11 protein-coding genes are annotated in these 12,480 nt (G+C 51.8%); 8 read left to right on the forward strand and 3 right to left on the reverse strand.

From position 1 onward, the window contains the following. Positions 1-7: 7 nt before the first annotated feature. Together ppnN and queF are read right to left on the reverse strand one after the other, a co-directional pair. Positions 8-1,372 carry a nucleotide 5'-monophosphate nucleosidase PpnN gene (gene ppnN / locus DW47_RS0100980; RefSeq protein ID WP_029684451.1) on the reverse strand — a complete coding sequence of 455 codons (1,365 nt, stop codon included), beginning with the start codon at positions 1,370-1,372 and terminating at the stop codon, positions 8-10. 182 nt (positions 1,373-1,554) lie between these two features. Next, positions 1,555-2,400: an NADPH-dependent 7-cyano-7-deazaguanine reductase QueF gene (queF, locus tag DW47_RS0100985; RefSeq protein ID WP_029684452.1), complete on the reverse strand. Its 846-nt coding sequence runs from the start codon at positions 2,398-2,400 to the stop codon at positions 1,555-1,557. Between the two features lie 60 nt (positions 2,401-2,460). Here queF and syd point away from each other — a divergent pair, with 60 nt between their 5' ends. The 7 genes from syd to mazG all read left to right on the forward strand — a co-directional run bounded on the left by syd (position 2,461) and on the right by mazG (position 9,851). Further along, entirely contained in the window at positions 2,461-3,012 is a 552-nt protein-coding gene (gene syd, locus DW47_RS0100990; RefSeq protein WP_029684453.1) for a SecY-interacting protein, read from the forward strand. A 578-nt stretch (positions 3,013-3,590) separates the two neighbouring features. Continuing rightward, complete coding sequence (locus DW47_RS0100995; protein WP_029684454.1) at positions 3,591-3,920, forward strand: YqcC family protein; 330 nt, start codon at positions 3,591-3,593, stop codon at positions 3,918-3,920. Then, on the forward strand, positions 3,920-4,693 hold the full coding sequence (truC, locus tag DW47_RS0101000) for a tRNA pseudouridine(65) synthase TruC (RefSeq protein WP_029684455.1): 774 nt from the start codon (positions 3,920-3,922) through the stop codon (positions 4,691-4,693). Before DW47_RS0100995 ends, truC begins: the two co-directional genes overlap by 1 nt. Further along, positions 4,693-5,139, forward strand: a complete 447-nt coding sequence (locus DW47_RS0101005; protein ID WP_029684456.1) for a flavodoxin — start codon at positions 4,693-4,695, stop codon at positions 5,137-5,139. The genes truC and DW47_RS0101005 overlap by 1 nt, the downstream gene beginning before the upstream one ends. A 267-nt stretch (positions 5,140-5,406) precedes the next feature. After that, positions 5,407-6,723 carry a 23S rRNA (uracil(1939)-C(5))-methyltransferase RlmD gene (gene rlmD / locus DW47_RS0101010; protein ID WP_029684457.1) on the forward strand — a complete coding sequence of 439 codons (1,317 nt, stop codon included), beginning with the start codon at positions 5,407-5,409 and terminating at the stop codon, positions 6,721-6,723. Between the two features lie 32 nt (positions 6,724-6,755). Beyond that, positions 6,756-8,990 (forward strand): GTP diphosphokinase, encoded by a 2,235-nt coding sequence (relA, locus tag DW47_RS0101015; protein ID WP_029684458.1) that lies wholly within the window; start codon positions 6,756-6,758, stop codon positions 8,988-8,990. A gap of 60 nt (positions 8,991-9,050) precedes the next feature. Further along, complete coding sequence (gene mazG, locus DW47_RS0101020; protein WP_029684459.1) at positions 9,051-9,851, forward strand: nucleoside triphosphate pyrophosphohydrolase; 801 nt, start codon at positions 9,051-9,053, stop codon at positions 9,849-9,851. Positions 9,852-9,917: 66 nt separating this feature from the next. On the opposite strand, the gene DW47_RS0101025 is transcribed toward mazG, so the two are convergent. Then, a complete protein-coding gene (locus tag DW47_RS0101025) occupies positions 9,918-10,370 on the reverse strand; it encodes a cupin domain-containing protein (protein WP_029684460.1) in 453 nt (150 codons plus the stop codon). A gap of 428 nt (positions 10,371-10,798) precedes the next feature. Here DW47_RS0101025 and pyrG point away from each other — a divergent pair, with 428 nt between their 5' ends. Continuing rightward, positions 10,799-12,436, forward strand: a complete 1,638-nt coding sequence (pyrG, locus tag DW47_RS0101030) for a glutamine hydrolyzing CTP synthase (protein ID WP_029684461.1) — start codon at positions 10,799-10,801, stop codon at positions 12,434-12,436. Positions 12,437-12,480: the final 44 nt, after the last annotated feature.

The raw sequence follows: 12,480 nt of genomic DNA on the forward strand, positions 1-12,480 counted from the left end.
CTCCGTGTTATTTGATGATTTCGTAGCAGGGAACGTAGGCCGTGCCCGGCAGCTTCATGCGGTGCTGGGCGATAAAGCCCTGCAGCATCTCATCCATACGGTGCATGATATCGGCATCACCGTGAATTTTAAACGGCCCGTGATTGCGAATTTCCCGAATGCCAAACTCTTTGACATTTCCGGCAACGATCCCAGAGAACATTCGCCGTAGGTCAGCGGCCAGTTTCTCCTTTGGCTGATCCTGATTAAGATTGAGCGCAGACATGTTGGCATGGGTCGGCTGAAACGGCAATTGCAGGTCAGGTTCAATATGCAAGGACCAGTTAAAGCTGTAGGCATCACCGGTCTGACGACGATATTCTTTTACCGCGGGCATCGCCTGTTTGATGGTTTTTGCCACTTCCGCTGCATCATCAATAATGATTTGATAATGACGGGTGGCTTCCTCGCCGAGGGTATTCACAATAAAGTCATTGAGGACGCGGAAATAATCAGCGCTTTCTTTCGGTCCGGTTAGGATCAGCGGCAATACTTGCTGCCGATTCTGCGGGTGCATCATAATGCCAAGCAGATAGAGTAATTCTTCGGCCGTGCCGACCCCCCCTGGGAAAATAATAATGCCGTGTGCGATACGCACAAAGGCTTCGAGGCGCTTTTCGATGTCCGGCATGATGATCAGCTCATTGACCAGCGGATTCGGTGGCTCTGCGGCAATGATGGATGGCTCGGTCAGCCCGATAAAGCGGCTATCACGGTAACGTTGTTGTGCGTGGCCGACTGCTGCCCCTTTCATCGGCGCTTCCATGACTCCCGGCCCACAGCCAGTACAGATATTCAATTCACGCAACCCTAACTGGGTGCCAACATCACGGCAATATTGGTACTCGCCGGCATTGACCGAGTGCCCCCCCCAACACACCACCGTGTTCGGCAGTTCACCGACATGCAGGGCCCGAGCGTTTCGCAGAATCGAAAACACCATATTGGTGATATACGCTGAATCTTTTTGCGCCGGTTCACGAAAGCGCGGCGAATGATTCAATTGGCCGGTAACAAACAGAATATCGCGTAATACCGCGAACAGGTTGGCTTGCAGTGAGCGGATAATCTGCCCATCGACAAAGGCATTTTCTGGCGGATTAATCAGTTCAAGTTTTACCCCACGCTGGCGGGGCAACACATTGATATCAAAATCGGTAAACTGGGAGAGCAGTTGCTGACTGCTATCAGTCTGACTGCCGGAGTTCAGCACGGCCAGCGAGCAGTTACGGAATAACTGATAGAGATCACTGCTGGCGGTTCTTTTCAGCATATCCACTTCCAGTTGCGAAAGCAGATCCATGGCCCCGAGAGGGCTTACGTGTGTAATCAAGAGAACTCCTTATTCCCCGCAGGGGGACTGCAACTTCACACAGCGCGGGTAACTCATTACCGTGACGCCGGTTCCCTGTCCGGTGCTGTCTGACAGCGACCGGTCATTCAGAGTATCGTCGGCGTACGGTTTTTCACAAGCATTAAGTGTGTACAGCTGTGAGCAGAGCAGGGAGCTGGGCGTTACTGACGGGCTAAACGGGCTACCGGAGCGTCAAAAGGTACATTGCTGCGCCACGGATTAATATCTAATCCGCCACGGCGGGTATAACGGGCGTAAACAGTTAGGGCCTGCGGCTGGCAAAATTGCAGTAAGTCATTGAAGATACGCTCCACACATTGCTCATGGAATTCGTTATGCTGCCGGAAAGAGAGTAGGTAACGCAGCAGGGCTTCGCGATCAATACGGGGTCCGCGGTAACGGATCATTACCGACCCCCAATCCGGCTGCTGGGTGATGAGACAATTGGATTTCAGTAAATGGCTGACCAGAGTCTCTTCGACAATTTCCGTGGAAGTAGCCCCTGACAGTAGGGAATTATCAAAGCTATAGTTATCCACGGTGATCGGCAAATCATCAATGCACTCACCGTCGAAGGCGCCGACGGCTTCACCCTCCACATCGCTCAGGCTACACAGCCTGACCATGACCTGCCCTTGTGCACAGCCACTGAGATCCTGTTCCAGTGTCTGACGGACGGTTTCACGATCGGCAAACTTGGTCTGATTGAAGCTATTTAGGTAGAGCTTGAAGCTTTTCGATTCGATCAAATTCAGGCTGTTAGCGGCCAAGGAGACATAGCCGATCGCCACTTGAGGAACACCCTGTGGGTTCAGCCAGGAGAGCTCATAGAGCGTCCAAAGATCTTCGCCGCTAAAGGGGAGGTTATCTTGATGCAGAGCCAGCGCATCACGGTTGAGGCTGCGGGGCACCGCTTGCAGTAATTCTGGGGCATAATGCTCGATATAAGCAGTTTTTTTGCCCAGAGTCAGTCCCTCTAGGGCCTGATGTTGGTCATAATAAGTCATAGGAGTACCACGAAAATAAAGTGTTGTGCTCAGTGTACCCTATCAGAGATGAGAAAATGAATGATGCAGCATAGCTTAGATGCGATACATAACTTTACCCGCCGCTTCTGTGATAGTTGGCAGCAGCAAACCGGTCACCTACCGGTCAGTATCGGCCTGGCAGATATCGACTCCCCCTGTGTACAGCAGCGAGCAGAACACGGGGTTTATTGGCTGCCACAGCCTTTTACGCTGCCAGCTCACCTCGACGCAGTAGAGCGTGGTGTTGAGATAGCACTACAACCGTCAGTGGTGGCTTGGTATACCGCTCAGTTTGCAGCGGATATGGCGGTTTCCTTTCGTGGTCAGTCTATCACTCTGCTGCAGGTCTGGAATGAAGAGGATTTCCAGCGGGTCCAAGAGAATCTGATCGGTCATCTGGTGATGAAACGCCGGCTTAAACAGACACCGACCTTGTTTATTGGCGCCACCGATCATGACACCGAAATTATCTCTGTCTGTAATCTCACCGGAGAAGTGATCCGCGAGGCGCTAGGCAGCAAAAAACGTGAGATCCTCAGCGAAAACCTAGCAGACTTTCTGGCTGAATGTGAAATCGTTATTGTGAAATAACGGATTACGGTAAAAATTCAGAGAAACGCTCTGTTTCTTAATTTGATCTGGATCAAGAAAACCTAATATTGTCTCAAATTTGTATTTATATAAAGCTCCCTGCTTTCAGGTAGTTACTGTTAAAGTTGTTGAAATATAACGTTTAATAAGATTTTTACAGTAAAAATTTCGTTGCGAAAAGTCATTACTCTGACAAAATACGCATCACTGGCAGGAGGCCATGGACGTCACAGGTTTTCAGGATGGAAACTGATCAGGGACGGTGGTATCAGTACAGGATGTTCGGATACCCTAAGGTTGTTTCAGGATGAAGTAACCGGCTCTTATGGGCAAAAAACCTTCACCAGAAGGAGAGTCGCAGTTGTGGAGTAATTGTGGCGCTAAGGACCAGATAACCGGTCAGGATGACTGGTGACTACTGATAAAGTCCTGTGAATGCAGGGAGCACTAATGTAGCCGGATTGCTGCTAACGGATTGGGAGTACTGTTTTTACAGTACTCCCTTTTTTTCGTGCCAGCCTTTTTGCTGCGATAATGGTATGCTGACGCGTTTTCATCCGTAAAAAAGGAGACAGTCAGTGGCTGAACATCACCTCGTCCGGCTGCGCTTGTCGCAACTAGAACAGATCCTGCGTGATCACGAACTTTGGCAGAGTTCCCCCCCAGCAGAAGAGGCCTTGAAAAGCGACCAGCCTTTCAGCCTTGATACCCTTGAGCCACTCGAATGGCTGCAGTGGATTTTTATCCCGCGCATGACTCAGTTGATGGATGCTGGACGGCCGTTACCGGTTAATCTAGCCGTGGCCCCTTATTTTGAAATGGCGCTGCAACCACAGCTTAACGTTCGTCCGGTGTTGCTGCTGACTCTGTCGCAACTGGATGGCCTTTTTATACAAGAAACTCGTTAATGCTTGAAATCATCTATCAGGACTCATGGATTGTCGCTGTCAATAAACCGGCCGGGATGCTGGTCCACCGTAGCTGGCTGGACCGCCATGAGACGGTTTTTGTGATGCAGACTCTGAGAGATCAGTTAGGGCAACATGTGTTTACCGTACACCGGCTCGACCGCCCGACGTCAGGGGTGCTGTTGTTTGCTCTCTCCTCAGAGGTGGCCCGGCAACTGTCGCAGCAATTTGAACAGCATCAATTACAGAAAACCTACCATGCTATCGTTCGTGGCTGGTTAGAACAGGCGGGCACCCTTGATTATCCGCTGACCGAAGAACGAGATAAAATCGCTGATAAACACGCCAGCGAGGTCCGTGAGCCGCAGGCGGCGGTGACCCACTATCAACCGTTGGCGAAAGTGGAAATGCCGGTTCCCATCGGGCGTTATGATAGCTGCCGGTATACACTGATGGAGCTGGCCCCGGAAACCGGGCGTAAACATCAGCTGCGACGTCATATGTCACACCTGCGTCACCCGATAATCGGTGACACAAACCACGGTGACTTGCGCCAAAACCGCGGTGCGGCACAACACTTTGGTATCAGTCATCTGATGCTGCACGCCTCTCGACTGACGTTGAACCATCCGGTGACCGGCCAGGCACTGCTCCTCGAAGCGGGATTAGATGGGGTTTGGCAACAGGCGTTACGACATTTTGGTTGGCAAGATCAGTTAGCCGAGCTGCCGCGTACCGCGACTGTGACAGACAGCGAAATAGGGGAGGCCTAATGGCACGCATTGGTATCTTTATCGGTACGGTCTACGGTAATTCACAATTGATCGCCGAGGAGGCTCAGCCCCTGCTGGAGGCCGCCGGCCATCAGGTGGAGCTATTTGAAGAGCCTACCCTTAGCAACTGGCTGGAAAATAGCCTTGAGATCCATCTGATCATTACTTCAACCACCGGACAGGGCGATTTCCCGGACAGTATTGCCGGGCTGTATAACAGCCTTCGTACCGAACACGGTTATCAGCCGCAACGGCGTTACGGCATTATTGCCCTCGGTGACAGCAGTTACAGTGACTACTGTGCTGCCGGTCTAGCGTTTGATCAGTTGCTGCAGGAGCACCAGGCTCAGCGTATCGGCGAGGTATTATTGGTGGATGCCCAGGAAACCCCTCTGCCGGAAGAGGCGGCGTTACCTTGGTTACAGCACTGGATCACCGTGTTGTAATCTTTTTTGGCACTCAACGATGTCGGGCAGCACGGAATAACCGTTGTTGCCCGTTTTTTTGCGCCCGAGTTGGGTGTCGCAGCGGCCCTCGGGCAGTGAAAAAGTATTCATGAATGTTATGATATTTAAGATATTTATGTTTTTTAGCTTTTTCACACCACAACCGCGCTGTTTTTCCGTATCATTGTCTTCAGAATATTACCGGATAGAGGAAACCTTGCCATCTTACTGGCATTTTCTCTGTCACAGTACGGGAACCAATGACCGATGGTGCAATTTTACTCTTCTGCCAAGCGAGCGGCCCCGCGTAAAGAGCTGACCGTGACCATAGAAGCTTTGGATGGCTTCGGGCAGGGAGTCGCCAAACATCAGGGTAAGACCCTATTTGTCGCTGGCGCACTGCCGGGGGAAAAGGTACAGGTACTGCTCAGTGAAGATAAGCGTCACTATGCGCGTGGCAAGGCGACGCGTATTTTAACTCGCAGTCCTGAGCGCCAGTCTCCTGTTTGCCCCCACTTTGGGGTGTGCGGCGGATGCCAGCAGCAACATGTCAGTGAAAAGTTACAACAGCAGAGTAAGCGTGAGGCCCTAGAACGCCAATTGAGCCATGCCTGCGGCCAGCCGCTGCAGGTTGATGAGATCATCCGTGGTGATAGCTGGCACTATCGGCGGCGGGCGAGACTGAGCTTGCGTTGGGATCCTCGGCAGCAGGTTTTGGAGATGGGCTTTCGCCGTCAGGGCAGTAATGCCATCGTTAGCATCGCGCAATGCCCTGTGATGGTGCAACCCCTCAGTGAGTTGCTCCCAGAGATCCAAGCTTGCTTGAGTGACTTAGAGGCGGTCCGGGATCTTGGACACCTTGAGCTGGTGCAGGCTGACAACACTCGGGTGATGGTGTTACGCCATTTAAAACCCCTCTCTGCAAGCGACCAGCAAAAACTGGAACGATTTTCGCAAAGTCATCAACTGACACTCTTTTTTGCACCGGACAGTGACAGTCTGCAACTTCTATGCGGGGAAATACCTTACTATCAGTCGGATAAGCTGAAGCTATACTTCAGCCCGCAGGATTTCATCCAAGTTAACGATAAGGTGAACCAGCAGATGGTGGCGACTGCGCTACGTTGGCTGGACCTGCAACCGGGAGATCGGGTCCTTGACCTGTTCTGTGGTATGGGGAACTTCACTTTACCGCTGGGAAGAGTGGCAGAAAGTATTGTCGGGGTGGAAGGTGTCAGCGCGTTAGTGCGTCAGGGCACCTATAATGCACAGCAGAATGGGATGCAAAATGTCACTTTCTGGCAGCATGATTTAGACCAAGACGTCAGCGGACAGCCCTGGGCTGAGCAAGGGTTTACCAAAGTCTTGCTCGACCCGGCCCGTGGCGGCGCTGCAGGAATACTGTCCCATATTATCGCGTTGGCACCACAGCGGATTGTCTATGTGTCCTGTAATCCGGCCACTTTAGCACGTGACAGTGAACCTTTATTAGCCGCAGGATATACCGCGGAACAGGTGGTGATGTTGGATATGTTCCCACATACCAGCCATCTGGAATCTATGGTGCTTTTCAGTAGACCTTAAACGATCGGACGCGTCATTATTCAGGAGAAGATATGGTTGCGGTAAGAAGTGCGCACATGAACACGGCGGGTGAGTTTGACCCGGAGCAGTGGATAGCGAGTCTCGGGATTGCCAATGAGCAATCCTGTCAGCGACTAGCAGACTGCTGGCGTTATTGCGAAACCGAGACCCGCCATCATCCTCTGCAGCCGATGCTCTTATGGCGCGGTATTGAGATGGTGGAAATCCTCTCCGAACTGAGCATGGATAACGATACCCTGCGCGCCGCGTTGCTGTTCCCTCTAGCCAATGAAAATGTGGTCAGCGAAGAACAACTGGAAGAGCGGTTCGGTAAGGGGATTGTTTTTCTGGTGCACGGCGTGCGCGATATGGACGCCATTCGCCAGCTTAAAGCGACCCACAATGACTCCATGGCCTCTGAGCAGGTGGATAATGTCCGCCGTATGCTATTGGCGATGGTCGAGGACTTCCGTTGTGTAGTCATTAAACTGGCGGAGCGGGTCGCGCATCTACGTGAAATGAAAGATGCGCCAGAAGACGAACGGGTGCTGGCCGCCAAAGAGAGCACCAATATCTATGCGCCGCTGGCCAACCGTTTAGGGATCGGTCAGCTGAAATGGGAGTTGGAAGACTACTGCTTCCGCTATCTGCATCCAGACGAATATAAACGTATCGCCAAATTGCTGCATGAGCGACGCGTCGATCGTGAACACTATATTGATGACTTCGTTAATAATCTGCGCCAGGAAATGACCCGCGAAGGGGTCCGCGCCGAAGTGTATGGCCGACCTAAACATATCTACAGCATCTGGCGTAAGATGCAGAAAAAATCCTTGTCCTTTGACGAACTCTTTGATGTCCGTGCGGTACGTATCGTTGCGGAACGTTTACAGGATTGCTATGGAGCCTTAGGCATCGTCCATACTTTGTATCGTCACTTACCGAGTGAATTCGATGACTATGTGGCTAACCCAAAACCCAACGGTTATCAGTCGATCCATACCGTGGTACTGGGGCCGCAGGGCAAAACGGTGGAAATTCAAATCCGTACCCGACAGATGCACGAAGATGCAGAGCTGGGGGTGGCAGCACACTGGAAGTACAAAGAGGGGCCGGGGGTCAGTAGTGCCCGCGGTGCCGCCGGTCATGAAGAGCGTATCGCTTGGCTGCGTAAGTTAATTGCGTGGCAGGAAGAGATGGCTGACAGCGGCGAGATGCTCGAAGAGGTCCGCAGCCAAGTTTTCGATGACCGTGTCTATGTGTTTACCCCGAAAGGGGACGTTATTGACCTGCCTGCCGGCTCAACACCGTTGGATTTTGCCTACCATATCCACAGTGATATCGGCCACCGTTGTATCGGCGCCAAAATCAGTGGTCGCATCGTACCCTTTACCTATCAGTTACAGATGGGCGACCAGGTTGAAGTCATCACCCAAAAGCAGCCGAATCCGAGCCGTGATTGGCTGAATCCTAACCTCGGCTATATCACTACTAGCCGTGGCCGGGCCAAAGTGCATGCCTGGTTCAGAAAGCAGGATCGCGATAAAAATATCCTCGCAGGTAGGCAGATCCTCGACAGCGAACTCAGTCAGATGGATATCAGCCTTAAAGAGGCCGAAAAGCTGCTGCTGCCGCGCTATAACATGACCTCGATTGACGAGGTGTTAGCCGCGATCGGTGGGGGCGATATCCGTCTTAACCAGATGGTCAACTTCCTGCAGGGCAAACTGAATAAGCCCACCGCAGAAGAGCAGGATCGTGAAGCACTGCGCCAGCTGACACAGAAATCTCACAGCCATCAGCAAAGCGGTAAAGACAGTGGTCGTGTGGTGGTTGAAGGTGTCGGTAATCTGATGCACCACATCGCCCGCTGCTGTCAGCCCATCCCTGGGGATGATATTGTCGGTTTTATTACCCAAGGGCGAGGGATCTCCATCCACCGTGCCGACTGTGATCAACTGGCTGAGTTGACCAACCATGCGCCAGAGCGCATTGTCGATGCGGTGTGGGGCGAGAGTTACTCTAGCGGCTATTCGCTGGTGGTTAGAGTGGTCGCCAACGATCGTAGCGGCCTATTGCGTGATATCACCACCATTTTGGCCAATGAAAAAGTGAATGTCCTCGGGGTGTCCAGCCACAGCGACACCAAAAATCAGCTGGCGACCATCGATATGGATATCGAAATCTATAATCAGCAGGTATTGAGCCGCATTTTGGCCCGCCTCAACCAGTTACCTGACGTCATTGATGCAAAACGCCGTCACTGAGTTTACTCCGGTATCCGTCGCCCCGCGGCGGAGACCTTTATCCCCTCGCGAGACCCGTTTATGACCCCAGCAGAACCCGCTATTACCCGTTTGATCACCATTATGCAGCAGCTACGTGACCCGCAGCAGGGCTGCCCATGGGATAAACAGCAGACGTTTGCCAGTATTGCCCCTTACACCCTCGAAGAGACCTATGAGGTTATCGATGCGATCCAGCGTGGCGATTATCGCGATTTGCGCGAAGAGCTGGGAGATCTGCTTTTTCAAGTGGTGTTCTACGGTCAGATGGCCGCCGAGCAACAGTTATTCGATTTTGAGGATATCTGTCAGAGTATTTGCGACAAGCTGGAACGCCGCCATCCGCACATCTTTGCCGCCGTTCAGACAGAGGATGTGGCAGAGATTAATCAGCGCTGGGAACAGCTTAAGCAGCAGGAACGGGCTGAGAAGTCGATGAATTCCGCGCTGGACGATATCCCTCGTGCGATGCCGGCGCTAATGCGCGCCCATAAAATACAGAAGCGCTGTAGTAATGTCGGGTTTGACTGGAATGAGACCGCACCGGTGCTCGCTAAGGTCCATGAAGAAATTGCGGAAGTGATGGAAGAAGCCAACAGGGCGGTGATCGACCCGCAGCGATTGGAAGAGGAGATTGGTGATCTATTATTTGCCACGGTAAATTTATCTCGTCATCTAGGCAGTAAAGCGGAAATTGCCTTACAGAAAGCCAATGACAAATTTGAAAAGCGTTTTCGTCAGGTCGAGGCGATTATCGCCGCTCAGGGACTGACCATGCCCGATGCCAGCCTAGAGCAGATGGAAGCTGCTTGGCAGCAGGTCAAGCAACAGGAAAAGGCCTAACCTCACGATAGGTTTCGCGACAGGACGGCGCTGACGCATCGCACCGTCCTCTGGCATCACAGAGAATCAATACTCTGCTTTTTCACCAGGAGCAGGAACAAAGGTCGGCTCACCTTTCACCCCTGAATAGGTCAGCAACAATACCGTTTCTTCTGGGCCGCTGACACCACGGTGAATATCACCCACTGACTCGGCAAAAGCCTGTCCCTGTTTGAAGGTTTCGGATTTCCCAGAGGCTCTGTCCTGCAGGGTCAACTGGCCCTTAAGCACGTACCCCGCATTAGGGAAGTTATGCTGGTGCCAAGGGAGAGCCGAATTCGCCGGAATAGTCATACGGATCACGGTCAATTCAGGCCGTTGGGTCGGGTAGTGCACGTAGGGTTTATTGTTCCAAGATGACTGGCTTTGAACCAGAATATCGGCTTTACCGGATACCGTTGGTGGATCTGCTGCCAGAGCCAGTGCTGATGTTGATAATAATGCAGTAGCAAGTAGCGACAGGGTAAGTTTCGATCTCATAACAACCTCTCATCACAGTTATCCTGAATTTCACTATAGTCCGGCGGTGAAAGAAGTACCTATCACTAAAAAGTGGCCTCCAGTATTCACTTTCTGATTCATTAGTTATTCTTAATAATATCTTCGATGCAAGTCAGGCGATGAACTCGGAGGGGGAAAGAGTACAGATTTCCGACTCTCCTCTGTGAAAATAGACAGAAAGCTGAAAAAACACCGTTCTTAGAAAGCTAACTCGTTTCAGCTTTTTGCCAAAAAGGCTGAAAAATGTGATGAAAATCAACAATTGCTGGCACAGATTCACGTAAGGTGTCGGTTAAGCAGAGTGAAGAGTAAATGAATCATCAATTGTCGCCGAGAAGGCTTTCGGGTATACTATTTTCCCGTCCTGGTGATTCCACCGTCTTTAAACCTTAACTCTCAGGTTCAGCATGACAACGAACTATATTTTTGTGACCGGCGGGGTCGTATCCTCTCTGGGTAAAGGCATTGCTGCAGCCTCCCTGGCAGCTATTCTTGAAGCTCGTGGTCTGAAAGTGACCATTATGAAGCTCGACCCTTATATTAACGTCGATCCAGGCACCATGAGCCCGACACAGCATGGTGAAGTCTTTGTCACTGATGATGGTGCAGAAACGGATCTCGACCTGGGCCATTACGAGCGTTTTATCCGTACCCGGATGTCCCGCCGTAATAACTTCACCACCGGCCGTATTTACTCCGAAGTCCTGCGCAAAGAGCGCCGTGGTGACTACTTGGGTGCCACGATCCAGGTGATCCCACATATCACTAATGCCATCAAAGAGCGCATTATTGAAGGCGGCGAAGGCCACGATGTGGTACTGGTTGAAATCGGCGGAACCGTCGGTGATATCGAGTCACTGCCGTTCCTGGAAGCGATTCGCCAGATGGCCGTCGATGTTGGTCGTGAGCACACCCTGTATATGCATCTGACGCTGGTTCCTTATATGGCGGCGGCAGGTGAAGTGAAAACCAAGCCGACTCAGCACTCGGTCAAAGAATTACTGTCTATCGGTATTCAGCCAGATGTGCTGATTTGTCGTTCAGACCGTGCAGTCCCGGCCAACGAACGTGCTAAAATTGCCCTGTTCTGTAACGTGGCAGAGAAAGCAGTTATTTCACTGAAAGATGTCGACTCTATCTACAAAATCCCCGGTATGCTGAAATCCCAGGGGCTGGATGAGTTTATCTGTAAACGCTTCAACCTGAGCGCGCCACAGGCGGACCTGTCTGAGTGGGAACAGGTGATTTACGAAGAAGCCAATCCGGGCGGTGAAGTCACCATCGGCATGGTCGGTAAGTACGTCGAACTGCCAGATGCCTATAAATCAGTGATTGAAGCACTGAAGCATGCGGGCCTGAAAAACCGCGTCACCGTGAATATCAAGCTGATCGACTCTCAGGATATTGAAACCCGTGGTGTTGAGCTGCTGGGTGGTCTGGATGCTATTCTGATCCCAGGTGGCTTCGGTTCCCGTGGTATCGAAGGGAAAATCATGGCGGCACAGTATGCCCGTGAGAACAAAATCCCTTACTTAGGCATTTGTCTGGGAATGCAGATTGCCCTGATCGAGTTTGCCCGTAATGTGGCAGGTATGGCGGACGCAAGTTCTACCGAGTTCGATCCGGGTTGTAAATATCCGGTGGTTGCGCTGATCACTGAATGGCGCGACGAAGAAGGTAACGTGGAAGTCCGTGATGAGAAGAGCGATCTGGGCGGCACTATGCGTCTGGGTAGTCAGGCCTGCCAGCTGTCTGATGATAGCCTGGTGCGTCAGATGTACGGCTCTGATACTATCGTCGAGCGTCACCGTCACCGTTATGAAGTGAACAATCTGTTACTGAAGCCTATCGAAGCCGCAGGATTACGGATTGCCGGTCGTTCCGGAGATGACCAGCTGGTAGAAATCATCGAAAATCCGAACCACCCGTGGTTTGTGGCCTGCCAGTTCCATCCGGAATTTACCTCGACCCCGCGTGATGGTCACCCGCTGTTTGCAGGATTTATTAAAGCATCGGTTGAGCATCAGAAAAGTCTGGCGAAGTAAGCTTATCACTGCAACGCGCGAACTTTTCGCGCGTTGCTTGTCTT

It is taken from the genome of Tatumella saanichensis (assembly GCF_000439375.1).
Taxonomy (GTDB): Bacteria; Pseudomonadota; Gammaproteobacteria; order Enterobacterales; family Enterobacteriaceae; genus Tatumella; species Tatumella saanichensis.

Excerpts from the sequence above, each read along its gene's own strand:
- relA (WP_029684458.1), top strand. The coding sequence starts at position 6,756 with ATGGTTGCGGTAAGAAGTGCGCACATGAACACGGCGGGTGAGTTTGAC.
- queF (WP_029684452.1), bottom strand. The coding sequence starts at position 2,400 with ATGACTTATTATGACCAACATCAGGCCCTAGAGGGACTGACTCTGGGC.
- pyrG (WP_029684461.1), top strand. The coding sequence starts at position 10,799 with ATGACAACGAACTATATTTTTGTGACCGGCGGGGTCGTATCCTCTCTG.
- truC (WP_029684455.1), top strand. The coding sequence starts at position 3,920 with ATGCTTGAAATCATCTATCAGGACTCATGGATTGTCGCTGTCAATAAA.
- rlmD (WP_029684457.1), top strand. The coding sequence starts at position 5,407 with ATGGTGCAATTTTACTCTTCTGCCAAGCGAGCGGCCCCGCGTAAAGAG.
- mazG (WP_029684459.1), top strand. The coding sequence starts at position 9,051 with ATGACCCCAGCAGAACCCGCTATTACCCGTTTGATCACCATTATGCAG.
- DW47_RS0101005 (WP_029684456.1), top strand. The coding sequence starts at position 4,693 with ATGGCACGCATTGGTATCTTTATCGGTACGGTCTACGGTAATTCACAA.
- DW47_RS0101025 (WP_029684460.1), bottom strand. The coding sequence starts at position 10,370 with ATGAGATCGAAACTTACCCTGTCGCTACTTGCTACTGCATTATTATCA.
- syd (WP_029684453.1), top strand. The coding sequence starts at position 2,461 with ATGATGCAGCATAGCTTAGATGCGATACATAACTTTACCCGCCGCTTC.